Genomic DNA, 24,482 nt, shown 5'->3' with positions numbered 1-24,482 from the left:
GCAAGTCGGCTCCAGTCGTGCACAAGTGCTCCCCGGCACCCTCCTCGCGACCGGGGGCAGGTCCGCTGCCCCCGCCGTACGAGGAGATCCGTGATGACCCGTTTGCTGCACCGCCTCGGAGCAGGCGCAGCCACCCACCCCTGGCGCGTGCTGACCGGCTGGCTGGTCGTGGTGGTGGCTGCGTTCGGCCTGGCCGCGACGGTGGGCGGCACCCCGCAGGACGACTGGAACGTGCCGGGCACGCCCGCGCAGGAGGGCACCGAGCTGCTGCGTGCGGAGTTCCCCGCCGCCGCCGGTGCCCAGGACCGCGTCGTCGTGCACGACCCGGGTGGCGACTCCGTGCCCGCCGCCGAGATCACCGAGCTGTCCGCGCGGCTGGCCGGGCTGCCGCACGTCGTCTCGGTGCTCGGACCGCGCGTCTCCGAGGACGGCGCGACGGTGCTGCTCGACGTCCGGTACGACGTCCCGGTCACCGACCCCGACCTCTTCGGCGACACCACCGCGCTGGAGGAGGCCGCCGGCCCGGCCGTCGACGCCGGTCTCCAGGTGGCCTTCGGCGGCGAGGTGCCCGACAGCGCCGGGTTGAGCGCCGGGGGCACCGGGGAAGCGGTCGGCGTGCTCGTGGCGCTCGCGCTGCTGGTGCTCACCTTCGGCTCCGTCGTCGCCGCCGGACTGCCCATCCTCGTCGCGCTGCTCGGGTTGGGGGTCGGCTCGTCGGGGGTGCTGCTCCTCGCCGCGGTCAGCAGCGTGAGCACGTCGGCGCCGACGGTGGCGACGATGGTCGGGCTCGGCGTCGGCATCGACTACGCGCTGCTGCTGGTGACCCGGCACGTGGAGGGGCTGCGCGCCGGTCTCGACGTCCGCGCGGCGGCGGCCACCGCAACGACCACCGCCGGCCGGTCCGTCGTGTTCGCCGGCGCCACCGTGCTCGTCTCGCTCCTCGGGCTGGGCCTGGCCGGCCTGCAGACCTACGCCAGCTTCGGGACGGCGACGGCGATCGCGGTGGTCAGCGTGATGGCCGCCGCGCTCACGCTCGTCCCGGCCGGGCTCGGCCTGGCCGGCACCCGCGTGCTGCCACGTCGGGTCCGTACCGGGGCCGGCGGGTCGCACCGACGCCGCGCGCCGCTGGCGGCGCGGTGGGCCGGCCGGATCGGCGCCCGGGCGCTGCCCTGGGCACTGGGCGCCCTGCTGGTGCTGGTGGCGCTCGCCCTGCCCGCGTTCGACATGCGGATCTGGCCTGCGGACGTGGGCGCGCAGCCGGAGGACAGCACCACCCGGCAGGCCTACGACCTCATCGGCGACGCCTTCGGGCCGGGGGCCAACGGGCCGTTCCTGGTCGCCGTGGACCTCGACCAGGTCCCGGCCGCGGACCTCGGTGCGCTGCGGGACCGGTTGGCCGGGCAGCCCGGTGTGGCCACCGTCGCCGACCCGGTGCTCGCCCCGGGTGGCGGAGCCGCGCTGGTGGTGGTCGAGCCGACCACGGCGCCGGCCGACGCGCGCACCACCGAGCTGCTCGAGCGGCTGCGGGCCGACGTGCTCCCGGCCGGGGCGTCGGTGACCGGCCAGACCGCGGTGTTCGCCGACATCAACGCACTGCTCACCGGGCGACTGTGGCTGGTCATCGGCTTCGTCGTCGGGGTGTCGGTGCTGGTGCTGACCGTGGCGTTCCGCGCGCCGATCGTGGCGCTCAAGGCGGCCGCGATGAACCTGCTGAGCATCGGCGCCGCGTACGGCGTCGTCGTGGCAGTCTTCTCCTGGGGGTGGGGCCGGCAGCTGTTCGGCCTGGACCAGGACGTGCCCGTTTCCAGCTGGCTGCCGATCCTGATGTTCGCGGTCGCGTTCGGGTTGTCGATGGACTACGAGGTGTTCCTGCTGGGCCGGGTCCGCGAGGAGTGGCGACGCACCGGCGACGCCCGCACGAGCGTCGTCTCCGGGCTGGCGACGACCGGGCGGCTGATCACCGCGGCCGCGGCGATCATGGTCGCGGTCTTCCTCGGTTTCGCGACCGAGGGCGAGCTGGTGCTCACGCAGATCGGCGCCGGCCTGGCGGTGGCGATCCTGGTCGACGCCACCGTCGTCCGGATGGTGCTGGTGCCGGCGACGATGGCGCTGCTGGGCCACTGGAACTGGTGGCTGCCGGCCTGGCTGGACCGGGTCCTGCCGCACCTCGACCTGGACGGGGAGGACCTCGAACCAGCGGACGACGCGGGCATCGTCGAGCACGAGCCGCCCGTGGTGCTGCCTGCGGTGGCCGGCGCCCCCTGAGCCCGCGCCGCACCGCCGCCCCGGCATCGACCGGGACGGCGGTGCGGGCGGCGCGACCCGCACCGCGCACGTGCCGACCCGCCCGACACGCCGGCCGCCTCCGACGGTGGATGAGACGTGCCGACGGGGGCGGGGCGTCAGCGGCGTGGTCCGACGTCGCACATCTCGGCCAGCCCCTCGGCGGGGGAAGAGAGACGACGAAGGCCCCGGCCGGCCACGCGGTATATACTCCGGCCGTCCAGTGCATATATCTGCCGACAGGGGCATGCTGATGACGAAGCGTTTGATCGACCTCGACGACGAGTTGTTGGCGCTCGCCCAACGCGAGCTGAACACCACTGGGGTGTCGGACACGGTGCGCGCCGCCTTGCGGCAGGCCGCGAACGCTGCCGCACGCGCACGGCAGGTGGCCTGGCTCCGCGACGGCGGGCTCGAGACGATGACGGATCCTGATCAGCGAGCTGACGTGTGGCGGTGATCGCCCGGTACCTGGTCGACACCAGCGCGGCCGCCCGGATGGGACTGGACGCAGTCGCCGACCGGCTGGAGCCACTCATCACGGGTGGGCTCGTGGCGACCTGCGCCCCGCTGGACGCCGAGGCCCTGTACAGCGCTCGGAGCCCCGCTGAGTACGAGCAGGTCCGGGCCGATCGGCGCGCTGCCTACGAGTACCTGCCGACGGACGACATCCACTGGGCGGGTGCGTTCGACGCCCAGCGCGTCCTGTCTCGCAGCGGGCGGCACCGATCGGTGGGGATCGCGGATCTGCTGACCGCCGTGCTCGCGGCCGAGCACGGGTTGACGGTCCTGCACTACGACACCGATTTCGAGACCGCTGCGGAGGTGCTCGACTTCGAGCACCGGTGGGTCCTGCCCCGAGGGACCGTGTAGCGCGGCCGGCACCGAGTGCGATCGCCGCCTGCGAGGCGCTGGTCGGGACGACCGGGTGCACGTCGACCCTCGTGGTCGATCCGTTCCACCGCCGTGGCGAGGACCGGAGGTCGTGTCCGACGCTGCGCTCGGCCGCCGCGGACACGACGGTGACCGGTGTCGGTGACCAGGTTCGAGATCTCCGGGGAGGCACCGCACCAGTTCGGGCTTCACACCACGGCGCCGACCGTCGATGCGGCGGGCCGGTGCGGCGTGGTCGGGTGACCGCTGGCTAGGACGGGAGTGGCCGGTACCCCGGGACCCAGCGCCGGACCTCTGCGTCGACGGCGACGCTCGCGCCGAGCGAGCACAGCACGCCGACCAGTCCGGCGACGACCCGCTGCAGCATCAGGTGGCGCGGTGGCACCGAGAGACGGCGCTGGGTGCGCGCGGGGGCGCCCAGCGGGTCGGACACCCGCTGGGTCTGCGCGCGCAACCAGGCCCGGTCGAAGGTGTACACCGGGCTGCGCAGCGGCGCGAAGTAGTCGTCCAGCAGGTCGAGGAGGGCGGCCGGCGTCACGCCGTCCTGCAGGAGCCCGGCTGCGGCGGCGGTCCGGTGCAGGCGGGCGGCATCGCCGTCCCGTCCGGCGGCGAGCAGCGGCCCCAGGCCCGCCGGCCAGCCGCCCGGCAGGGCCTCGGTGGCGCCGAAGTCGAGGACGGCGAGCCGGCCGTCGGGCAGCAGCCGGAAGTTGCCCGGGTGTGGGTCACCGTGCAGGAGGCGAGCGCGCTCCGGGGCGGAGGCGAGCAGGCGGACCAGCAGCAGGCCGGCGCGGTCCCGCTCGTCCGCGCGACCGGCGGCGATGACCTGCGACAGCGGTGTCCCGTCGACCCACCGGCTGACCAGCGCGGGCCGCGCGACGGCGAGCACGTCGGGGACGGCGATGTCCGGGTCGTCCCGGTAGGCCGCGGCGAAGGCGCTCTGCGCCCGGGCCTCCTGTTCGTAGTCGACCTCGGCGACCAGCCGGTCGCGGAGCTCGGTGACCAGTTGCCGGGCGTCGAGACCCGGCGCGGCGGCCCGCATGACCGGCACCAGGGCGGACAGGGTGCCGACGTCGGTGAGCAGCGCCTCGGCCGCGCCGGGGTACTGGACCTTGACCGCCACCGCGGTGCCGTCGGTCCAGGTGGCGCGGTGCACCTGGCCGACGCTGGCCGCGGCGACCGGCCGGTCGTCGAGGTCTCGGAGCACGTCCCGCCAGCCGCCGGGGAAGGCGCGGTCGAGCCGCTGGTGCACCAGCGTCGCGGGCATGGGCGGTGCGGACTCCTGCAGCCGTGCCAGCGACTCCCGGTAGGGTCCGGCCAGCTGCTCGGGCAGGGCGGCCTCCATGGCCGACATCGCCTGGCCGACCTTCATCGCGCCGCCCTTGAGCCGGCCGAGGGTGGCGAACAGCTGCTCGGCGGTGCGCTGCTGGACCTGGGCGGCGACCGCCTCGGCGGAGTGGCCGGCCACGCGCTTGCCGAGGCCGACGGCCGTGCGTCCCGCGAGCGCTGCGGGCAGGGCGGCGAGCCGGGCGCCGCGCGCCAGCCGCCCGCGGGGCGGGCTCGGCTCGGACGTCACGACCCGAACGGTAGCGCCGGCCGAAGCGTGCGCACGAGGGACGCGAGCCCGTCCCCGGCAGGCTCGGGACGTCAGCGGCGGGAGGGCCGGGGTGCCTGGAGCGCGCGCAGCTCGGCCAGCCCCTCGGCGAGGGCGACCCGGGGCCGGTAGCCGAGCTGGGTGCGGGCAGCGCTGTTGTCGTACGAGCGGTCACGTCCGGTGAAGCTGACCAGCCAGTTGGTCAGTGGGGGAGCGGTCCGGCGGCGGAGGATGCGCGCGCTGCGGTCCATGACGGCGGCGAGCGGTGCGGCGACCGCCCGCGGGAAGCTGGGGCTGCCGCTCAGATCGACTCCGCGGTTGGCCAGCAGCGGCGTGAAGAACACGCGGATCGGCAGGGGGCGCCGTCGGTCACGTAGTAGGTGCCGCCCGGCTCGCCGCGGGTGAGCGTCAGCGCGATCGCATCGGCCAGGTCGTCGACGTGGATGACGTCGACGACGTGCCGGCCGCCGTCTATCCAGGCGGAGCGGCCCGCCTCGGCGGCGGCGACCAGGTCGTCGAGCGTGGTCATGCCGCGCCCAGGGACCAGTGGCCGGCCTTCGTCGACATGCTGCGCCGGCTCTCCGACGGCCCGTGGACTGGGCCCCCTTCGCCCTGACCGGCTCGGAGAGGACCGTCACCGCCGGGCGGCGATGACCTCCCGGCCGCGGTCGGAGTTGGCGAAGCGGTCGATCATGGCGCGCAGCTGCTCGGCGTCGACGTCGGCGCCGAAGGGCTCGGTGCCCGGTTCCAGGCGAACGCCCTGCGCGAGCGGTCCGGCGACGACCGGGTCGAAACCCAGGTCGGAGACGATCCGGGTGACCACGTCGAGGTCGGCCGCGTCGTCCCCGGCGATGGCGATCGCCTTCCGGCCGGGCGTCCCGGCGGGGAGGGCGCCGCCCTCGAGGTCGTGGTAGCCCATGTGGTTGAACGCCTTCACCACCCGGGCGCTCGGCAGGAACGCCTGCACCACCTCACTGGTCGAGGTGCGTGGATCGGTCAGGTCGTCGCGGACCCCGTCGACCTCCCACCAGTAGTTCATCGCGTCGATGACCAGCTTCCCGGCCAGGGCGTCGACGGGCAGCGCGCGGTGCTTGCCCAGCGGCAGGGCGAGGACGACGACATCGCTCTCACGAGCGGCAGCAGCCGCTGTCGTGGCGGTCGCGCCCGGCACGAGCACCTCGACGGTCAGGGCGATCTTCGCCGGATCACCCGACCCGGCGATGCGGACGTCGTACCCGGCCGCCACCGCCAGTCGGGCCAGCACGGTGCCCACCTTGCCGGCGCCGAGGATGCCCAGCGTGGTCATGCCCCCACCTCCCGCGTGGCGACGGGGGAGTCGGGACGGCGGTGTGCGCCCCGGTCGGTGTGCGTGGTCATGGACGAGCCCTCCCGGACGGCGTGCAGTTGAGCGTTCACCTTCTCTCAACCGCTCGACGCTCCCGGTGTTCCGGCCGCCCGGGCCAGGACACCCGGGAGGCCGGGGCGTTCCCGGGCGACTAGCGTCGCGGGGCATGGCACAGGACGCGGGAGGAACGGGACCGGGGTCGGTCGGCCGCGGCCCGTCGATCGTTGCCGACGACCAGGAGTCGCCGTCCGCGCCGTCGATCCCGTCCTTCGCCTCGTTGCGGGCCCCGCGGCAGCGGTCCGCGGTCGACATCCTGGTGTCCGGGCCGGACGAGGTCGTCGAGCCGGCGCCCCGGCCGTCCCCGGCGGGGGCCACCCGGCCGCCGGAGTGGCCCGACCTCTGGCACATCGGCCTCCGGCTCGCCCGGTGGTGCGTGCGGCAGCCGCTCGTGACGGCCCGTCGCGTGCTCGGCTGACCCGGGCACTCGTCGCCCGGCCGGGTCGTCGCTCACTCGATCGCTGGACGCCGGGCCCGCGGCGCCGTGCTCCCGGGGCGCGGGCCCGTGTGCCAGGCTCGTGTGGTGGGCGACGTCGAGGTGATCACCAGCCGGGAGGTGCCGCTCGGCGGCCCGCGCGCGATGACGGTGCGCCGCACCCTCCCGCAGCGGGCGCGGTCGCTGATCGGCGCCTGGTGCTTCGCCGACCACTACGGACCCGACGACGTGTCCCGCACCGGTGGCATGGACGTGCCGCCGCACCCGCACACCGGGCTGCAGACGGTGAGCTGGCTGTTCAGCGGCGCGATCGAGCACCGGGACACCACCGGGGCCCACGCCGTCGTCCGACCCGGTGAGCTGAACCTGATGACCGGCGGGTCCGGGGTCGCCCACTCGGAGGTGTCCACCACCGAGTGCGACACGCTGCACGGTGTCCAGCTGTGGACGGCTCTGCCGGAGTCGGCGCGGCACCTGCCGCGGTCGTTCGTGCACCACGTCCCCGAGCCGTTGCCGCTGGGCGGCGCCACCGCCCGGGTGCTGGTCGGCACGCTCGCCGGGCACACCTCGCCGGTGCCCACGCACAGCCCGCTGCTCGGCGCTGAGCTGGTGCTCGAGCCGGGCAGGGAGCTGGCGCTCGACGTCGACCCGGGTTTCGAGCACGGTGTGCTCGTGGACCAGGAGCCGGTCGTGGTGCAGGGCACCGAGCTGGCCCCCGCGGAGCTGGGCTACGTGGCGCCCGGCGTGGCACGGCTGCACCTGACCAACCCCGGTGACCGGCCGGCCCGCGTCATGCTGCTGGGCGGGGAGCCGTTCGGCGAGCCGGTGGTGATGTGGTGGAACTTCATCGGTCGCAGCCACGAGGAGATCGCCGCCTACCGCGACGAGTGGGAGGCCGGTTCGGACCGCTTCGGCCAGGTCGAGGGCTACCGCGGGGAGGTGCAGCGGTTGCCGGCGCCACCGTTGCCCACCGTCCGGCTGAAGGCCCGGATGTCGCCGCCCGGCCCGGCGGACCCCAGCGCCTGGGGGTGAGCCGACTGCGGCACGTCGTTCCCCGAGTGGCGGCAACGGGCGGGGGCGGTCAGCCGCGCAGGCACCACCGTTGTGATCAGAGGCAGCCGACAGCCGTGTCGGCCTCCTGGGCCAGGGATGCCATGCGGCGGCGGCTCGTGGAGTGGCCCGACGGCGTGCCGAACCGGGTCGTCGCCCGGAAGGGCGGCGTGGTCAACCGGGCCCTGGCTGCGGCGGCTCGTCGCGCGGCTCCTGGGTGGACTCCGGTGGTGCGCATCGTGCCTTCCGCAGTTCCCGCAGCCATGGCTGCGGGAACTGCTCCAGCTGGACGTGGGTGGACGGTCAGAACCGACCAGTGCGTGCGATCTCATGCCGAGCCGCCAGGTTCCCGGTAGCGGCCTGCGGGGCGCTGGCTGCGCTGCGCGGCCACTCCGGACGCCTCACCGTCGGCCACGTACTCGAGAAGGCCGCGATCGGTGTCACGCACCCGCCCGCCCACCCGTTCGACGCAGACCCACGACGGCCGGTGCGGCCTCGGCAACATCCGGCAATCGATTGCCCGTCCACCGTTCCCGAGATGGGATGCGGGGCATGGCCACCAGCGTCGGCGGGCCGGGGGAGGCACCGAGATGAGGTCGCATCTGCTCGACTGGCTCGCCCGTGCACCTGCCCGGGCGATCGCCTGCAGCGGCGGCGTCGACAGCCTCACCCTCGCAGCGCTCGCGCACCGCGCGTCACCCGCCACGACGCTCGTCGTGCACAGCATCACCCCGGCCGTTCCCGCGGCGGCAACCGCCCGGGTGCTCCGGATGGCTGCGGAGCAGCGCTGGGACCTGCGGACGGTCCGTTCGCGCGAGTTCGAGGACGAGCGGTACCTCGCCAACCCGCGGGACCGCTGCTACGTGTGCAAGTCCCATCTCTACGAGGCCATGCACGACGTGGTCGGGGCCGTCGGGGGGACGCACACGCTGCTCAGCGGTGCCAACGTGGACGACCTGGGGGAGTACCGGCCGGGTCTTCGGGCCGCGGCGGAGGCCGGGGTCCGGCACCCCTACGTCGAGATCGGTGCCCGCAAGGTCGACGTCCGGGCACTGGCTCGTGAGCTGGACCTGGACGTCGCCGACCTGCCTGCCTCGCCGTGCCTGGCCAGCCGGCTCTACACCGGCACCCCGGTCACCCCGGCCCGGCTGCACGCGGTCGAGATCGGCGAGGCGCTGCTGGTTGCGCACACCGGCGCGGCCGTCGTGCGGTGCCGGCTGCGCGAGGACGAGGTGAGCATCGAGGTTCGCGACGGCGACCGGGAGTCCGTGACGCCGGCCGTCGTCGCCGACGTCCTCGCCGCGATGCGTGCCGTCGACCCCGCAATCCGGGCCGCGGCGCTCGACGAGCAGGCATACCGGCCCGGTCGTGCCTTCACGCTGACGCCGGTGGTCCGATGAGCGACCCCGGGTACGTCGACCTCGGCTTCGCCCGGGTCGACACCGACCGGCTCGCTCGCACCGGTGACCCGGAGGTCGTCTACGCCGCCGGCAAGACCGCCGACGAGGTGGTCGCCATCGTGGCGACGCTGCGCGGGGCGGCGCCCGAGCGGCCGGCGCTGGTCACCCGGGCCACCACGGACACCGTGTCCGCCCTCGCGGACCGGTGGCCGGACCTGCTGGTGGAGCGCAGCACCGTCGCGGTCGGTCCGCTGCCAGCCCCGGCCGGGCGCGTGGCGGTGGTCAGCGCCGGGACCTCTGACGAGCCGGTGGCGACCGAGGCGGCGATGACCTTGCGGGTGCACGGTGCGGGGGTCGTCCGCGTGACCGACGTCGGGGTGGCCGGGCTGCACCGCGTCCTGGCCACCCGGCCGGTCCTCGACGAAGCCGACGTGGTCGTGGTGGTGGCCGGGATGGAGGGCGCGCTGCCCAGCGTCGTCGGCGCGGCACGGTCGTGCGCGCTTCGCTGTTCCGCAAGCTGCTGAGGAACCCGCTGGGCGTGGTGGCGCTGGGCGTGCTGATCACCATCGCACTGGCCGGCGTGCTCGCGCCCGTGCTGGCGCCGTTCGACCCCAACTTCTCCACCATCAGCAAGGTCCTCGCCTCACCGGACGGGAGCAACCTGCTCGGTACGGACAGCGGTGGCCGGGACGTCCTGAGCCGGCTCCTGTACGGCGCCCGGACCACGCTGCTCTCGGCCGTGCTGTGCGCCGCAGTGGCCATCTCCCTCGGTCTGCCCGCGGGCCTGGTCGCCGGCTACTACGGAGGGCGGTTCGACGCCGCAGCCAACTGGGTCAGCAACATGGTCATGGCCCTGCCGGGCATCGTCATGCTGCTGGGCCTGCGCGCTGCGGTGGGTCCGTCCGTCTGGCTCGCCATGGTCGCCTTCGGCGTCCTGATCAGCCCCAGCTACTACCGGCTCACCCGCACGGCGGTCCAGTCGGTGCGCAACGAGCTCTACGTCGACGCCGCCCAGGTGTCCGGCCTCGGTGACGGCCGCATCATCGCCCGGCACATCCTCTCCGTCGTCCGGGCTCCGGTCATCATCCAGACGGCGCTGATCTGCGCAGTGGCGATCGCGGTCCAGTCCGGACTCGACTTCCTCGGTCTCGGCGATCCCACCGTCCCGAGCTGGGGGTCGATGCTCAGCGACGGCTTCCGGAGCGTGTACCAGAACTCCCTCAACCTCCTCTGGCCCGCACTGGCCATCGCCATCACCGTCGTCTCCCTCGTGCTGCTGGGCAACGCGCTCCGCGACTCCCTGGAGGACGCGGAGAAGGTGACGGCCCAGCGACGGCGCCGTGACGGGGAGGCGCGGACGACGGTGCGCCGTCGACGCACGCAGGAGCCGGTGCCGGTGGAGCTGGGCACCGAGCACCACCTGCTCAAGGTGACCGGTCTGGGACTCGGCTACCCCCAGTCCGACGGCTCGATCAAGAAGGTCGTGGACGACGTCACCCTGCACGTGGACCGCGGCGAGGTGCTCGGGCTCGTGGGGGAGTCGGGGTCCGGTAAGACCCAGACGGCCTTCGCCGTCCTCGGCCTGCTGCCGGACAACGCAGTCATCACGGGCGGGACCATCCAGTTCGACGGTTCCCACACCGTGGCACCGGGCGACGAGACGGTCGAGCAGTCCCGCCTGCGTGACCTTCGGGGGCGGCGTATCGGGTACATCCCGCAGGAGCCCATGAGCAACCTGGACCCGGCTTTCACCGTGGGCCACCAGCTCACCCGGCCCATGGTGAAGCTGCTCGGCATCTCCAAGGACGAGGCCCGCCGACGCGCTCTCGACCTGCTCGCCAGCGTGGGCATCCCGGACCCCGCGCGCACGTTCAAGACCCATCCCCACCACCTGTCCGGAGGTATGGCACAGCGCGTGCTGATCGCCGGTGCCATCAGCTGCGAGCCCGACCTCGTCATCGCGGACGAGCCGACGACCGCACTCGACGTCACGGTGCAGGCGGAGGTGCTGGACGTGCTGCGGGACCTCCAGCACCGGCTGCAGCTGGGGATCGTCCTCGTCACGCACAACTTCGGCGTCGTGGCCGACATCTGCGACCGGGTCGTGGTCATGCGCAACGGCCGACTGGTCGAGGAGGGGCCTGTGCGCACCATCCTGCGGGAGCCGGCCCATGACTACACCCGCGAGCTCCTGGACTCGACGCTGGAGGGCAAGACACCCATGACACCGCTGCTCACTGCCACGCCGTCCGCGCGGGTCTCCCGGTGACCGCCGGGCTCGACCTGGGACACGCGCCCGGCGAGGACGGGGAGCAGACCGACCTCCTCCGGGTCGACGACCTGGTCGTGGAGTACCCGGGCCGAGGGCTGTTCGCCAAGCCGTTCCGGGCCCTCACGGGGGTGTCGGTCAGGATCCCTCCCGGCCGGACGCTCGGACTCGTGGGCGAGTCCGGCTCGGGCAAGACGACCCTGGGGCGGGCGGTGCTCGGTCTGGCGCCGGTCACGGCCGGGACCATCACGTTCGACGGTCGCGACATCAGCCGGGCGTCGCGCCGGGAGCGGAAGGCGCTCAGCCGGCACCTCCAGGTGGTCTTCCAGGACCCCTACAGCTCACTGAACCCGGCGATGACCGTGGGTGACATCCTGGCCGAACCGCTGTCGGTCCAAGGCGTCCCGGTCGGTGATGCGCGAGCTCGGGTCGCGGAGCTCCTGGACCGCGTCCACCTGCCCCAGGACGTCCTCCGCCGGTTGCCGCGGGAGTTCAGCGGCGGCCAGCGTCAGCGGATCGCCATCGCCCGCGCCCTCGCGCTGCGCCCGCGGCTGATCGTCTGCGACGAGCCCGTCAGCGCCCTGGACCTCACCACCCAAGCGCGGGTCCTGGACCTTCTTCTCGGGATCCAGCAGGGCACCGGTGTCTCCTACCTGTTCGTCTCGCACGACCTCGACGTCGTGCGGCATCTGAGCCACCAGGTCGCGGTGATGCACCGCGGGGAGATCGTGGAGCAGGGCGACGCCCGGCACGTGACCGAGGTGCCCGATCACCCGTACACCCAGCGGCTGTTGCTCGCGAGCCCGGTACCCGACCCGGACCGGCAGGCCGAGCGACGTGCGGTGCGGCAGCAGCTGGCCGGCGTCGAGACCAACGAGTCGCACGCGGCCTGAACCGCACCAGGGGCGCCGCTCGCGGAACCACCCCCGCGACGTCTCCGCCCGACCCGCCCGTTGCCCGACCAGCTTGCCCGATCGACGACGACCACCCCGGTCGGAGGAGGAACCCAGTGCTGCGTCCCCAGGATGGACCCACCCGCGAGCGCAAGAGCCTGAACGGGCTCTGGCGCTTCACACTCGATCCCGCGAGCGAAGGCAGGGACGCCGGGTGGTGGCGGCAGCCGCTGCGGGAGGCCCGCGACATGCCCGTCCCGGCCAGCTACAACGATGTCCCGGTCGACGCGGCGGTGCGCGACCACGTCGGCGACGTCTGGTACCAGACGACCGTCCGCGTGCCGCGCGGCTGGGACGGCGAGCGCGTCGTGCTCCGGTTCGATGCGGCCACCCACCGCGCCGTCGTGTGGGTCGACGACATCGAGGTCGTGCGGCACGAGGGGGGCTACACACCCTTCGAGGCCGACGTCACCGCGCACGTGCGGGCGGGCGAGGAGGTCCGGATCACCGCCGTCGTCGACAACCGGCTGACCTGGCACTCCGTCCCGCCGGGCATCGTGGAGGAGACCGCCGCGGGCCCGCGGCAGAACTACTTCCACGACTTCTTCAACTACGCCGGCCTGCACCGGTCGGTCTGGCTGTACAGCACCCCGCCGTCGCACCTGAGCGACATCACCGTCGTCACCGGCCTGTCCGGGACCTCCGGCAGCGTCGACTACCAGGTGGAGACGGCGGGCGCCGACGGAGCGGACGTGCGAGTGGCCCTGATCGATGCCGAGGGCAGCGAGGTCGCCCGGGCATCGGGGGCTGTGGGCGTGCTCTCCGTCCCCGAGGTGCACCCCTGGCGGCCCGGGGAGGGGTACCTGTACGACCTCCTCGTGGAACTGGTCGACGGGGACGACGTCGTGGATGCCTACACCCTCGCAGTCGGCATCCGCACCGTCGAGGTGCGGGGCACGGAGTTCCTGATCAACGGCAACCCCTTCTACTTCACCGGGTTCGGCAAGCACGAGGACCTGCCCGTGCGCGGGAAGGGGCACGACGACGTCTTCCTCGTCCACGACTTCGCTCTGCTGGAGTGGATCGGAGCCAACTCGTTCCGCACGTCCCACTACCCGTACGCCGAGGAGGTGCTCGACTACGCCGACCGGCACGGGATCGTCGTCATCGACGAGACCGCCGCGGTGGGGCAGAACCTCGGCATGATCGGTGGCCTGACGGGCCGCGACTACCCGCCCACGTTCTCGTCCGAGGCGATCGACGACACCGGCCGCGAGGTGCACGCCCAGGCCATCCGGGAGCTCGTCGCTCGCGACAAGAACCATCCCAGCGTCGTGCTGTGGAGCATCTCGAACGAGCCCGAGGCCCACACCGACTCCGCTCGCGAGTTCTTCGAGCCGCTGTTCGCCCTCACCCGGGAACTCGACCCCACCCGCCCCGTCGGGTACGTGAACCAGATGCTGGCCCCGCCGGACAAGGACCAGGTGGACCAGTACGCCGATGTGCTGATGATCAACCGCTACTACGGGTGGTACCGGCAGACGGGTGAGCTCGACGCGGCGGAGCCGGAGCTGAGGGCGGAACTGCAGGAGTGGGCGAAGCGGGGCAAGCCGATCATCGTCACCGAGTACGGCGCGGACACCCTGGCCGGCCTGCACTCCACGCTGGCCCAGCCGTGGACCGAGGAGTACCAGGTCGAGTTCCTGGAGATGTACCACCGGGTCTTCGACGAGATCGACGCGGTCGTCGGTGAGCAGGTGTGGAACTTCGCCGACTTCGCCACCAAGGCCGGGATCATCCGGGTCGACGGCAACAAGAAGGGCGTCTTCACCAGGGACCGCAGGCCGAAGGCGGCGGCCTCCGCCCTCCGCCGCCGGTGGCGGGGCCCCGGGCCGTGGCGCACTGACGCGTGAGCCGCCGTACCTGAGCGGGTGGTCGACCTGCTCGCCCGACTCCCCGTGGCCGAACCCCAGTCGGGACAACGCCTCCAGACCGAAGACGCTGAGCTCCACGTCCGCCGTGCTGATGACCGTGAACGGTGGGAGTTCATCGGTGGCGGGCCCGGCTCCGTCCCCAGGGACGCCGCGCCCACCGGTCACCATCACGCCGACGCGTTGCTTGCCGGTCCGGACCTCCTCGTGCGACTCGACATGGACGTCGAAGAGATGTGTCTGGCCGGGAGCCAACCCGTCCAGGCAGGGGAGAGCAGGCGGAGCACCCGCTGTCGCTTGCTCGGTGGACGCGGTGAACGGCTGCCGCGGCATCCCAGGGGCACGCATCTCCACGTCGTCACCGGCGAGTACCGCGACGGTGGGCTGTCGCAGCCGCGAGGACGCGTCAGCTGCAGCGCTGCGGTGCCCAGACCCTCTGCCACCGGTGCGCTGGCCGACCGGAACGTCGTCAGAACGGTCACCCGCCCCGCACCTGCCCCGAATCCGGCGCGCAGACCCACCTCTCCCCGCGGAGCCACGGCGGGTGACGTCGCGTCCACGACCGGCTGCACCACCAGGTCGACAGGCGGCGGCATGCCCGCGGAGGCGGCTCGGAGTGCCTCCGCCGCTGACATCGACTCAACCCTGGACCGCCCCCAGTCAGGTACACCAGCCGTGCGGCTGCCGGCGCCAGCGTCGCCTCCGGCGGCCCGGGCGACCGCGCCGGCCTCCGGGGACTCATCGGGCGACTCCGGGCGGGCAACGGCTTTCCTCGCCGTACCTGCCCCGGCGACCAGCCCGCTCGCCGCGCCCGGCAGGTGCGCGGCGGGCGGAGAGAGCAGGCGCAACCGCTCGCGTCCGTGCCGCTGGCTGGCTCATCGAGCGTCGAGGTGTCGGTCCGGCCCACGTCACCTGTGGTTGCGGTAGGCAGCACCTCGACGACCATGCGACGTCCCGGGGGAACGGTCAGCGCCACGGTGATCCGTTCCGGCGCGGTCCCGCGTGGATCCTGACCGACCCCGGTAGATGCTGGTACGGCAGCCTGTTGCGTGCCGGCCACCTCCGTCGGAGGCGTCTCGACGTGCACGGCCGAGCCGGGAGCGGATCGCGTGAAGCCGGTAGGGGAGTGACTGCCAGGCCCGTGCTGCCCTGGACGGGCACGCTGAGTGAACGCAGCGCATGATCCGTCGTACTGACCGGGGCGATTGCCCCGGGATGGGTGTCCGAGGGGGGACTTGAACCCCCACGCCCCGCAAAGGGCACTAGCACCTCAAGCTAGCGCGTCTGCCATTCCGCCACCCGGACAGGTGGGCCACCCTCTCGGGCGCCGTGGGCAAGCATAACCGAGCCCGGGAGCGACCCGGGACAGGCCCCGGTGGCACCATCGTCGGCATGTCCGAGACCACGCCGCAGCCGCTCGCCACCGCCCAGGCCGAGGTCGCGGACCTGCTGTCCGACCTCATCCGGATCGACACCACGAACACCGGCTCCACCGCCACCAGTGCGGGGGAGCGGAAGGCCGCCGAGTGGGTGGCCGGCAAGCTCGACGAGGTCGGCATCGACAGCGTCATCCACGAGTCCGAGCCGGGCCGGGCCAGCCTGGTCGCCCGGATCGAGGGCACCAACCGCGACCGCCCGGCGCTGCTGGTGCACGGCCACCTCGACGTCGTCCCCGCCGACCCGGCCGAGTGGAGCGTGCACCCGTTCAGCGGCGAGCAGCGCGACGGCTACGTGTGGGGCCGCGGCGCGGTCGACATGAAGGACATGGACGCGATGACCCTCGCCCTGGTGCGCGACTGGGCCCGCACCGGGGTGAAGCCCGACCGCGACATCGTGCTGGCCTTCGTCGCCGACGAGGAGGCCGGCGGCAAGCACGGCGCGCACTACATGGTCGACCACCACGCCGACCTCTTCGAGGGCTGCACCGAGGCGATCAGCGAGGTCGGCGGGTTCAGCATCACCGTCCGCGACGACCTGCGCCTGTACCTGGTCCAGACCGCCGAGAAGGGCCTGGCGTGGATGAAGCTGACCGCGCAGGGCCGCCCCGGCCACGGCTCCTTCGTGCACGACGACAACGCCGTCACCCGGCTCGCCCAGGCCGTCAGCCGGATCGGCTCCAGCCGGCTGCCCACCGTGGTCACCCCACCGATGAAGCAGTTCCTCGCCGAGGTCGGCGACGCCTACGGCATCGAGATCGACCCGGACGACCCGGACGACGCCCTCGCCCGGCTGGGCAGCATCAGCCGCATGATCGGCGCGGCGCTGCGCAACACCGCCAACCCCACGATGCTCGACGCCGGCTACAAGACCAACGTCATCCCCGGCACCGCGAGCGCCACCATCGACGGCCGCTTCCTCTACGGCCAGGAGGCCGAGTTCGAGGCCCAGCTCGACGAGCTGATCGGCGAGGGCGTCACCCGCGAGTGGATCACCTACGACCAGGCGGTCGAGACCACCTTCGACGGGCCGAGCGTCGACCTGATGGTCCAGGCGCTGCAGGCCGAGGACCCCGGCGCCCGCGCCGTCCCCTTCACCATGAGCGGCGGCACCGACGCCAAGAGCTTCGAGACCCTCGGCATGCGCTGCTTCGGCTTCTCCCCGCTCAAGCTCCCCGCCGACCTGGACTTCGCCGCCCTGTTCCACGGCATCGACGAGCGGATCTCGATCGACTCGATGCAGTTCGGCATCCGGGTGCTCGACCGGTTCCTGCGCGGGGCCTGACCGGCCCGGGCATGATGCCGGGATGACCGCGATCACCCCCGGCAGCGTCGCCCTGATCACCGGCGGGACGGGCGGCCTGGGCCGTGCCCTGGCCGCCCTGCTGCGCCGGCAGGGGGTGACCGTCGTCCTCGCCGACCTCGACAGCCTGCGCGCCCGGCAGACCGCCGCCGACCTGGGGGCTGCCTTCCTGCCGCTGGACGTCACCGACCGCGCGGCGAACGCCGCCGTCGTCGCCCAGGTGGAGGCCGACCACGGCCGGCTGGACGTCGCCTTCCTCAACGCCGGCATCGCCGGCAGCGGGCAGCAGGCGCTGGACGTCGACGAGCTGCTGCACGTCGTCGACGTCGACCTGTTCGGCGTCGTGTACGGCGCCGAGGCGGCCCTGCCCGCGCTCCGCCGTGCCGGCGGCGGGTCGATCGTGGTCACCGCCTCGCTCGCCGGGCTCGCGCCGCACGCCACCGAGCCCGGCTACAGCATCGCCAAGGCCGGGGCGATCGCGTTTGTCCGCTCGCTGGCACCCCGCCTGGTGGACGACGGGATCACCGTCTCCGCGGTCTGCCCGGGCTTCGCCGACACGGCGATCATCGACCCGCTCCGGGAGGCTTTCGCGGCCGTGGACTTCCCGGTGCTGAGCGCCGATGAGGTGGCCCAGGCGCTGCTCGGCGCCTGGACCGCCCGGCAGCCGGGAGCGGCGTACGTCGTCCAGCCCGGCGTCGGCGCCGTCCCGTTCCGCTTCCCGGGCGTGCCCAGCGCGAAGACCGCCGACGGGCGCACGGCCACCCTGCCCGGGCGCCTGCGCCCGCCCGCCCGGTCCTGAGGTCCCGGATCAGCCGTTGACGCGCACGGCGAGCACCGCGACGTCGTCGTCCAGCCGGCCGGACATGCCGGCGACCAGGGCGTCGCAGAGCTGCTCGAGCGGCTGGTCGGCGAGGCGGCCGAGCTGCTCGACCAGCCAGGCGGTGCCCGCGTCGAGCGCTGCATCGCGCCGCTCGATGAGGCCGTCGGTGTAGAGGACGAGGGTGTCGCCCGGTGCCAGCACCAGCTCGTGGTCGGTACGGGGTGCGGCGGGGGAGATGCCGAGCAGCAGCTCGGCGGGGCGGTCCAGCAGCTCGGCGCGCCCAGCCGCGGTCACGTGCACCGGCGCCGGGTGGCCGGCGTTGGACCAGCGCAGCAGGGCGCCGGCCGAGCCGGGCGACGGGCTGGCCGTGGCGGTCACGCCCGTGACCAGCGAGTCGAGCTCCAGCCGGCCGAGGGCGCCGTCCAGGGCGCGCAGCACCGCGGCGGGGGAGACGTCCCCCGATCCGCTCGGGACGGTGAGCGCAATGCCCCGCAGCACGCCCCGCGCCTGCGCCATCGTGGCCGCCGCCGCCACGTCGTGCCCCGCGACGTCGCCGATGACCAGCATGGTCGCACCGTCGGGGAGCGGGAAGGCGTCGTACCAGTCGCCACCGACCTGGGCGTTCTTCACCGCAGGGAGGTACCGGACGGCGATCTGCAGGCCCGGTACCGGGGGCGGGTCGGTGAGCAGCGCCCGCTGCAGCGACTCGGCGAGCTCCACCGCCGCCCGTGACTCGGCCGCCTCGGCGCTGAGCCGGGTGAGCAGCGCCTCACGGCGCAGCCGCAGGGCCACGGTGCCCATCGCGAGGAGGCTGCACGCCACCACCGCCGCCAGCCGGACCAGCATCGAGGGCAGCGTGTCGGGCCGGTACTGGTCCTCGTGCAGACCCAGCAGCAGCGCGACGGCGAGAGCGGCGCCCCCGTAGGCCGCGGTGGCCCGGCGGCTGACGATCGTGGCCGCGGTGAGCGGCGCTATGCAGACCAGTCCGAGGATGATCTGCCCCTGGCCCAGCGCGAACTGGGCGAGCGTGAAGAACGCCAGGATGCCCAGCGGCAGCAGGTGCCGTCTCGTCGGTCGCCGGTTCACCGGGGCGTGCCTCTCGTCGTGGGGATCTGCGGCCACGCAGCGTGATCTGGGGCGAACGGTGTGCACTGTAGCCAGGGCACCCGGGTGACCCCGGTCACTGTCCACCTGGCAAGGTCAGGGCATGCGTGCCTGGCGAGTCCACACCCTCGGCGATCCGGCCGAGGTCCTCTCCCTCGACGACGTCGACCAGCCCGTGCCCGGCGAGGGCCAGCTCCTCGTCCGGGTGCGCGCGGCCGGCCTCAACTTCCCCGACGTGCTGATGGCCCGGGGGGAGTACCAGGAGCGGCCCCCGCTGCCCTTCGTCCCCGGCGTCGAGCTGTGCGGGGAGGTGGTGGGCACCGGGCAGCGGGTGCTGGGTGGACCGGCCGGCGGGCCGGGGGCCTTCGCCGAGTACGCCCTGATGGACGCCGCGGCCGCCTGGCCGGTGCCCGACGGCATGTCCGACGAGCAGGCCGCGGCGCTGCACCTGACGTACCAGACCGGGCACGTCGGGCTGCACCGCCGGGCGCGCCTGCAGGCGGGGGAGTGGCTGCTGGTGCACGCCGGGGCGGGCGGGGTCGGCTCCGCGGCGATCCAGCTGGGCAAGGCCGCCGGGGCACGGGTGATCGCCACCGCCGGTGGGGCGCGCAAGACCGAGGTCTGCCGCGGGCTGGGCGCCGACCACGTCATCGACTACACCAGCGAGGACGTCGTCGCCCGGGTGAAGGAGATCACCGGCGGTCACGGCGCCGACGTCGTCTACGACCCGGTGGGCGGCGACGTCTTCGACGCGTCGCGCAGGTGCGTGGCCTTCGAGGGGCGGATCGTGGTCGTCGGGTTCACCAGCGGCCGCATCCCGGAGGTGCCGGCCAGCCACGTGCTGGTGAAGAACTACAGCGTGGTCGGGCTGCACTGGGGCCTCTACCGCCGGCACGACCCCGCGCTGATCGGCAGCGTGCACGAGGAGCTGTGCCGGCTGTTCACCGCTGGGGAGATCGCCCCGCTGGTCGGCGACGTGCGCCCGCTGGCCGAGCTGCCGCAGGCGATGGCCGCGATCGCCGACCGCGCCACCGTCGGCAAGGTCGTGCTGAAGCCCTGAGATGCTCCTATGCCTCGTCAAGCGGTCATGACGTGGTGGATCTCGCGGGCGATGTAGCGCTTGAGGCAGCGAATGATCTCGAGGTTGCTGAGGCCTTCGGCTCGGCGGCGGGCGGCGTAGGCCTGTGTCGGTTGATGAGATGAGAGCCGGACCAGCGCAATGATGTGCAAGGCGTAGTTGGCGTGCCGGTCGCCGCCGCGGTTGAGCCGGTGTCGGGTGGTGCGGCCGCTGCTTGCCGGTAGTGGTGCGGTGCCGCAGAGCTGGGCGAAGGCCGCTTCGGAGCGCAGTCGGTCGGGGTTGTCCCCGGCGGTGACCAGCAGCTGGGCGGCAACCTCGGTGCCCACGCCGTAGACGGCCATCAGCGCCGGCGCGGTAGCCGTGACCAGCGGCTGCAGGTCGGCGTCGAGCTCGTCGATCTCCTCGGTCAGGGCGGCGATGCGCCGGGCCAGCCGGCGCAAAGTGAGCTTGGTGGCGGCGGTGACCGGATCGGCGGCCTCGACCAGGCATTCGGTCACCCTCAACCGCCGGCAGGTGGCCAGGAGTTGGCGAGTGGACTGCCCGCCCAGCGTCTGACGGAGTTCGGCCGGGCCGGTGAGCACCACTGCCTTGAGCTGGTTGATCGCCTGGGTGCGGCCCTTTATCGCGCTGCGCCGGGCGACTCGCAGGGTGCGGATGGCCTCGACCCTCCCGTCGCGGGTCTTCGGAGTACCGGCCGCGGCACCGGAGAGCACGGCGGCCGCGGCAGCGGAAGCGTCGATCGGGTCGCTCTTGCCCCGCTGGCGGCGGGTTCTGCGGTCGGGCCGGTCGACCTCGATGACCGTCTGCCCGGCCGCCCGCAGATGCCGGGCCAGGGCCGCACCGTAGGCGCCGGTGCCCTCCACCCCGAACGCGGCGACGTCCCCGTGCTCGCCCGCCCAGGCCAGCAACTGCCGGTAGCCCGCCGGGGTCGTCGGGAAGCCAGCGTCGGCCAGCGGCCTGCCGACGTCGTCGATCACCGCCGCGTGATGGGTGTCGCTGTGGGTGTCCACGCCGACGGTGACAACCCGCCGCGTGCTGGTCATGCTCGTCATGTCGTCTCCCGCTCGCACCGGTGATGGCGACGCGCGTCCGGGCGGGCCGGTCGGACAAGACAGTGATGGGCGCCTCTCGCACAGGCTCCTATGAGGTCACGGCCACCCGTCCGGACGTGCGAAACGGCGCCACCGGGCACGGCCGACAGATCTCAGCCAAGACAGCCAGGCGTCGGTCAGAACCCAGGGTCAGGCCGCACCCGATGACGCCGACAGCATCCTCACTGTCAGACCATGGGGCGGGGGAGGTAGGACAGCCGCATCCGCCGGCGCATGATGATCTTCCGCGTGCCGTCGGCGTGCAGCTGCAGCCTGGCCAGCTCCCACCCACCGGTGTCGGCCTGGAGGCTCATCAGCTGCGCGGCGGCCGAGCGCGAGGTGCCCGGCGGGATGCGCAGCGGGGCGTACTCGTACTCGCCGGGTGCTGACACCCGCCCGATTGTGCCTGCCGTTCGCCTCGCGGTCATGTGGGCGCCACCGGAGCGCGTGTGAGTCCCCGCAGCCGGGGGCAGGGGAGAGCCCGGGTCCCGGCACCGCGCCGGGCTCCCCTGAACGGGAAGGAGACGGCCGTGACCGAGCCGAACGCGACCGAGGCCGACCGCCAGGAGCAGGAGCAGACCGTGGGGGCCGGTGGCCCCGAGCTCGCCGACGAGGTGGGCCCCGTGGGCGACGGCGTCCCGGAGGCCGACGCGATCGAGCAGCGCCTGGCCGCGGTCCCCGGCGGACGCACCACCTACCGGGGCAGCGCCGTCGAGGCCGACGAGTACGACGTCCTCGAGCAGCAGGAGTCGGTGCCCGACGACGAGGACGAGATCCGCGGCTGACCCCCGTCAGGGGTCGATGAGCTGCAGCTCGCCGGTGGCCCGGCTGCCGACGAACACCCGGCCGCTGCCCGGGTCCACCGCCACGGTGTTCGGCTGGCGGACGGTGGGGAACCGGGCCACCTCGGTCAGCTCGTCGCCGGTCGTAGACAGGCCCACGACCTCGTTGGTCGCCGTCAGCGTCACCCACAGCACCTCGGCGGTGGCGTCGAACGCCAGCCCGTAGGGCGTGCCCGGCAGTGGGAAGGAGCTGCTCAGCTCCAGCGGCTCGGCGGTGAACGTGCGGACGGCGTCGCCGCGGGTGTCGGCCACCAGGAACCGGCCCCGGGCGTCGGCGACCAGGTGCGTCGGGCCCGCACCGGCGTCCACGACATCGACCAGCTCGCCGCCCGGGACGTCGTAGGTGGTCAGCGTGAAGTCGGCGACGTCGACGACGCCGGCCGTGCCGCCGACCCCCGCGAGGCCGCCCGGCTGGGTCTGGCTGTCGAACTGCCCGGTGACCTCGCCGTCGGTGACCACCGACAGCGTGCCGCCCAGCTCGTCGGCGACCAGCACCTGGCCGCCGGCCAGCCGGGTGGCGTCGTGCGGGTACTCACCGACCGGCGTCGCGACGGTCTCCCCGCCCGGCAGCGCGACCTCGACGAGGGTGTTGCTGTCCTCGGCCGGCACCAGCAGCGGCCCGCCGGGTGCAGCCAGCTGCAGGTGCCGGGCGTGGCCGGGCAGGGGGATCTCCCGCACCGGGACGCCGGCGCGGTCGGTCAGCACCAGCCTGGTCGGGTTCCGGACGGCGACGGCGAGCAGCCCGGTGACCGGGTCGAACACCATGCCCTCGGCGTCCGGGTCGAGCGGGACGACGGTGCCGGCCGGGTCGGTGGTCAGAACAGGAGAGTCCGCCGGCTCAGCGGCACCGGGCGCTTCCTCGGAGGAGTCGGCGCCACCGGAGCAGCCGGCCAGCCCGATGACCATCGCGGTGAGCAGGACGGCGGTGACGCGATGGTGTGACACGACTCGATGGTGCGCGACCGCCGTCGACTCCGCCGTGCAGGAGCCGCCGGTCGACCGCTCGCCGTGCGTCGGCGGGTGCGATGGCCCATGATCATCGACCGTGGCCGCCGCTGTGATCATCGTGCTGATCCTGGCCGGGCTGCCGCTGCTCGCCTGGTGGGTGGGCGGTCGCCAGTTCTGGAGCCGGTCGCGGGCCGCCAGCGAGCCGGACCTCTACCGGGAGCTGGTCCGTCGGCACGCGCTGCGGCCGGCCGAGGCGGCCCAGGTCGAGGGGGCGGTGACCTGGGGGCGGGAGCTCCAGGACCCGCGGCTGCGCGTCGCCGTCGTCGACTGGGCGACGTCCCTCCAGGCCGGCGCCCGGGCGCGGGCGGCTCGTCGGCCGTGGGTCGGCCGGGTCATGCTGCTCGTCTGGCTCGTCATCGCGATCGGCGGCCTCGTCCGGATCGCGGCAGACCAGGACTGGGGTCAGCTGGCCGTCATCCTCTTCTGGCCGGTCGTCCTGTCCGTCCCGCTCACCCGCGCCGTCAACGGACCTCGTCGGGCCATCAGGCTCAACAGCGGCCCGGCGTCCAGCGGGTCGGTGCCGCAACGATGAGCGCCTGGGTCGCGTTGGTGGTCATCCTCCTCGGGCTGCCGCTGCTGGCCTGGTGGGTGAGCCGGCGACGCATGTGGTCCCGGCTCCGACCGTCTCCCGCGCCGGACACCTCGGAGTGGCGGGTGCGCCGGGACATCGCCCGCCGGCACGAGCTCAGCCCCCGGGAGACCGGCGAGATGGAGAGCGCGGTCGATGCGGGCCGGGCGGTGGACGATCCGCGACTGCGCGCCGCGACCGTCGAGTGGGCCCGGTACCGGCTCGACGCCCGCGCGACGCAGCCCCGGTGGATCGAGGGCCGGTGGCTGCCGGTGCTGCTCATCGCCTGGGGCGCCGGCGTCGTGGCCCACGTCGTCTTCGCCGTCGCCGAAGGGCGCTGGGGCGACGTCAACTGGCTGACCGCGGCGGCCTGGGTGGGCTGGGCGGTGTTCGGCTGGCGGTCGCGCAGCGGGCCGCAGCGCGCGCTGGAGCGCAACAGCGGCCCGCCGTCGACCGGTCAGCGGGAGTAGTACTCCACGACCAGCTGCTCCTCGCAGATCACCGGCACCTCGGCGCGCTGCGGGCGGCGGGCGACCACGCACCGCAGCCGGCTCAGCGACACCTCGAGGTACTTCGGCGCCTCCGCGTGCGCGCCGGACGCAGCCACCTGGAACGGCGCCTTCTCCCGGCTGCGCTCGGCGATCTCCACCACGTCGTAGGGCTTGACCTGGTAGCTCGGCCGGTCGACGCGCCGGCCGTTGACCGTCACGTGCTGGTGGCTGACCACCTGGCGGGCCTGGTAGATGGTGCGGGCGAAGCCGGCCCGGAGCACGGTGGCGTCCAGCCGCGACTCCAGGTCGATGATCAGCTCCTCACCGGTCTTGCCGCCGGTGCGCTTGGCCCGGTCGAAGGCGCGGCGCAGCTGCGTCTCGCTGATGTCGTACTGGGCGCGCAGCCGCTGCTTCTCCAGCAGCCGGGTCTTGTAGTCGCTGGTGTTCTTGCGCTTCCGCCCGTGCTCACCCGGCGGGTAGGGCCGCCGCTCGAAGTAACGCACGTCCTTGGGGGTGAGCGGGATGCCCAGCGCACGGCTGCGCCGGACCTTGGGGCGAGACTGGTTCACACGGACCTCCGGGTTCGGTTAGG

The 24,482-nt window shown here is 73.7% G+C and carries 25 protein-coding genes and 1 tRNA gene; 16 read left to right on the top strand and 10 right to left on the bottom strand.

Translation table 11 applies throughout. The features are described 5' to 3' along the window. The first annotated feature begins 93 nt into the window (after positions 1 to 93). From JD78_RS07015 to JD78_RS07005, 3 genes are all read left to right on the top strand, one after another. Positions 94 to 2,265 (top strand): MMPL family transporter, encoded by a 2,172-nt coding sequence (locus JD78_RS07015; protein WP_208104017.1) that lies wholly within the window; start codon positions 94 to 96, stop codon positions 2,263 to 2,265. Positions 2,266 to 2,530: 265 nt separating this feature from the next. Beyond that, on the top strand, positions 2,531 to 2,743 hold the full coding sequence (locus JD78_RS07010; RefSeq protein ID WP_228395402.1) for a DUF2191 domain-containing protein: 213 nt from the start codon (positions 2,531 to 2,533) through the stop codon (positions 2,741 to 2,743). After that, positions 2,740 to 3,156: a PIN domain nuclease gene (locus JD78_RS07005; protein ID WP_208104016.1), complete on the top strand. Its 417-nt coding sequence runs from the start codon at positions 2,740 to 2,742 to the stop codon at positions 3,154 to 3,156. The genes JD78_RS07010 and JD78_RS07005 overlap by 4 nt, the downstream gene beginning before the upstream one ends. 271 nt (positions 3,157 to 3,427) lie before the next feature. Here the strand turns inward: JD78_RS07005 and JD78_RS07000 are convergent, their stop codons facing one another. The 4 genes from JD78_RS07000 to JD78_RS06985 all read right to left on the bottom strand — a co-directional run bounded on the left by JD78_RS07000 (position 3,428) and on the right by JD78_RS06985 (position 6,074). Continuing rightward, positions 3,428 to 4,750, bottom strand: coding sequence for an ABC1 kinase family protein (locus tag JD78_RS07000; protein WP_153362182.1), 1,323 nt, complete (start codon positions 4,748 to 4,750; stop codon positions 3,428 to 3,430). Between the two features lie 71 nt (positions 4,751 to 4,821). Then, positions 4,822 to 5,112: a hypothetical protein gene (locus JD78_RS06995; RefSeq protein ID WP_166521044.1), complete on the bottom strand. Its 291-nt coding sequence runs from the start codon at positions 5,110 to 5,112 to the stop codon at positions 4,822 to 4,824. Then, a complete protein-coding gene (locus JD78_RS06990) occupies positions 5,070 to 5,297 on the bottom strand; it encodes a hypothetical protein (protein WP_153362184.1) in 228 nt (75 codons plus the stop codon). Before JD78_RS06990 ends, JD78_RS06995 begins: the two co-directional genes overlap by 43 nt. A gap of 105 nt (positions 5,298 to 5,402) precedes the next feature. Continuing rightward, on the bottom strand, positions 5,403 to 6,074 hold the full coding sequence (locus tag JD78_RS06985) for an NADPH-dependent F420 reductase (protein WP_153362185.1): 672 nt from the start codon (positions 6,072 to 6,074) through the stop codon (positions 5,403 to 5,405). A 205-nt stretch (positions 6,075 to 6,279) separates the two neighbouring features. On the opposite strand from JD78_RS06985, the gene JD78_RS06980 reads away from it, so the two are divergent. The 7 genes from JD78_RS06980 (at position 6,280) to uidA (ending at position 14,131) form a co-directional block, all read left to right on the top strand. Then, positions 6,280 to 6,588, top strand: a complete 309-nt coding sequence (locus JD78_RS06980; protein WP_153362186.1) for a hypothetical protein — start codon at positions 6,280 to 6,282, stop codon at positions 6,586 to 6,588. A gap of 105 nt (positions 6,589 to 6,693) precedes the next feature. Next, positions 6,694 to 7,638, top strand: a complete 945-nt coding sequence (locus JD78_RS06975) for a pirin family protein (RefSeq protein WP_208104015.1) — start codon at positions 6,694 to 6,696, stop codon at positions 7,636 to 7,638. A 608-nt stretch (positions 7,639 to 8,246) separates the two neighbouring features. Further along, the gene (larE, locus tag JD78_RS06970) at positions 8,247 to 9,056 is read left to right on the top strand and encodes an ATP-dependent sacrificial sulfur transferase LarE (RefSeq protein ID WP_153362187.1); all 810 of its coding nucleotides are present in this window, start codon (positions 8,247 to 8,249) and stop codon (positions 9,054 to 9,056) included. Continuing rightward, the gene (locus JD78_RS06965; RefSeq protein ID WP_194290565.1) at positions 9,053 to 9,580 is read left to right on the top strand and encodes an AIR carboxylase family protein; all 528 of its coding nucleotides are present in this window, start codon (positions 9,053 to 9,055) and stop codon (positions 9,578 to 9,580) included. The genes larE and JD78_RS06965 overlap by 4 nt, the downstream gene beginning before the upstream one ends. Then, positions 9,550 to 11,325, top strand: coding sequence for a dipeptide/oligopeptide/nickel ABC transporter permease/ATP-binding protein (locus JD78_RS06960; RefSeq protein WP_208104014.1), 1,776 nt, complete (start codon positions 9,550 to 9,552; stop codon positions 11,323 to 11,325). Before JD78_RS06965 ends, JD78_RS06960 begins: the two co-directional genes overlap by 31 nt. Continuing rightward, entirely contained in the window at positions 11,322 to 12,218 is an 897-nt protein-coding gene (locus JD78_RS06955) for an ATP-binding cassette domain-containing protein (protein ID WP_228395403.1), read from the top strand. The genes JD78_RS06960 and JD78_RS06955 overlap by 4 nt, the downstream gene beginning before the upstream one ends. 116 nt (positions 12,219 to 12,334) lie before the next feature. Beyond that, on the top strand, positions 12,335 to 14,131 hold the full coding sequence (gene uidA / locus JD78_RS06950) for a beta-glucuronidase (protein WP_153362188.1): 1,797 nt from the start codon (positions 12,335 to 12,337) through the stop codon (positions 14,129 to 14,131). A gap of 1,238 nt (positions 14,132 to 15,369) precedes the next feature. Here uidA and JD78_RS06945 read toward each other — a convergent pair. Then, a tRNA-Leu gene (locus tag JD78_RS06945) sits at positions 15,370 to 15,454 on the bottom strand. Between the two features lie 87 nt (positions 15,455 to 15,541). Between JD78_RS06945 and JD78_RS06940 the strand changes: the two genes are divergently transcribed. Both JD78_RS06940 and JD78_RS06935 read left to right on the top strand, forming a co-directional pair. After that, positions 15,542 to 16,870, top strand: coding sequence for a M20/M25/M40 family metallo-hydrolase (locus JD78_RS06940; RefSeq protein WP_153362189.1), 1,329 nt, complete (start codon positions 15,542 to 15,544; stop codon positions 16,868 to 16,870). Between the two features lie 22 nt (positions 16,871 to 16,892). Further along, a complete protein-coding gene (locus JD78_RS06935) occupies positions 16,893 to 17,687 on the top strand; it encodes an SDR family oxidoreductase (protein ID WP_153362190.1) in 795 nt (264 codons plus the stop codon). A 9-nt stretch (positions 17,688 to 17,696) separates the two neighbouring features. On the opposite strand, the gene JD78_RS06930 is transcribed toward JD78_RS06935, so the two are convergent. Next, on the bottom strand, positions 17,697 to 18,794 hold the full coding sequence (locus tag JD78_RS06930; protein WP_228395404.1) for a PP2C family protein-serine/threonine phosphatase: 1,098 nt from the start codon (positions 18,792 to 18,794) through the stop codon (positions 17,697 to 17,699). 121 nt (positions 18,795 to 18,915) lie between these two features. Between JD78_RS06930 and JD78_RS06925 the strand changes: the two genes are divergently transcribed. Continuing rightward, positions 18,916 to 19,872, top strand: a complete 957-nt coding sequence (locus JD78_RS06925) for an NADPH:quinone oxidoreductase family protein (RefSeq protein ID WP_153362191.1) — start codon at positions 18,916 to 18,918, stop codon at positions 19,870 to 19,872. Positions 19,873 to 19,889: 17 nt separating this feature from the next. Here JD78_RS06925 and JD78_RS06920 read toward each other — a convergent pair whose 3' ends face one another. Together JD78_RS06920 and JD78_RS06915 are read right to left on the bottom strand one after the other, a co-directional pair. Next, on the bottom strand, positions 19,890 to 20,942 hold the full coding sequence (locus JD78_RS06920; protein WP_166521043.1) for an IS110 family RNA-guided transposase: 1,053 nt from the start codon (positions 20,940 to 20,942) through the stop codon (positions 19,890 to 19,892). A 227-nt stretch (positions 20,943 to 21,169) separates the two neighbouring features. Beyond that, complete coding sequence (locus JD78_RS06915) at positions 21,170 to 21,373, bottom strand: DUF5703 family protein (protein ID WP_153361111.1); 204 nt, start codon at positions 21,371 to 21,373, stop codon at positions 21,170 to 21,172. A 138-nt stretch (positions 21,374 to 21,511) separates the two neighbouring features. On the opposite strand from JD78_RS06915, the gene JD78_RS06910 reads away from it, so the two are divergent. Then, positions 21,512 to 21,766 (top strand): hypothetical protein, encoded by a 255-nt coding sequence (locus JD78_RS06910; RefSeq protein ID WP_153361112.1) that lies wholly within the window; start codon positions 21,512 to 21,514, stop codon positions 21,764 to 21,766. A gap of 6 nt (positions 21,767 to 21,772) precedes the next feature. On the opposite strand, the gene JD78_RS06905 is transcribed toward JD78_RS06910, so the two are convergent. After that, complete coding sequence (locus tag JD78_RS06905; protein ID WP_153361113.1) at positions 21,773 to 22,768, bottom strand: NHL repeat-containing protein; 996 nt, start codon at positions 22,766 to 22,768, stop codon at positions 21,773 to 21,775. Positions 22,769 to 22,868: 100 nt separating this feature from the next. Between JD78_RS06905 and JD78_RS06900 the strand changes: the two genes are divergently transcribed. Both JD78_RS06900 and JD78_RS06895 read left to right on the top strand, forming a co-directional pair. After that, positions 22,869 to 23,363, top strand: a complete 495-nt coding sequence (locus JD78_RS06900; RefSeq protein WP_153361114.1) for a hypothetical protein — start codon at positions 22,869 to 22,871, stop codon at positions 23,361 to 23,363. Then, positions 23,360 to 23,869 (top strand): hypothetical protein, encoded by a 510-nt coding sequence (locus JD78_RS06895; protein WP_153361115.1) that lies wholly within the window; start codon positions 23,360 to 23,362, stop codon positions 23,867 to 23,869. The genes JD78_RS06900 and JD78_RS06895 overlap by 4 nt, the downstream gene beginning before the upstream one ends. On the opposite strand, the gene rpsD is transcribed toward JD78_RS06895, so the two are convergent. Further along, positions 23,857 to 24,459: a 30S ribosomal protein S4 gene (rpsD, locus tag JD78_RS06890; protein WP_153361116.1), complete on the bottom strand. Its 603-nt coding sequence runs from the start codon at positions 24,457 to 24,459 to the stop codon at positions 23,857 to 23,859. The genes JD78_RS06895 and rpsD overlap by 13 nt on opposite strands. Positions 24,460 to 24,482: the final 23 nt, after the last annotated feature.

The sequence above is a fragment of the Modestobacter roseus genome (assembly GCF_007994135.1).
GTDB lineage: Bacteria > Actinomycetota > Actinomycetes > Mycobacteriales > Geodermatophilaceae > Modestobacter > Modestobacter roseus.
Note: the sequence above shows the minus strand (reverse complement) of the source record. Positions and strands in the feature narration are given on the sequence as shown.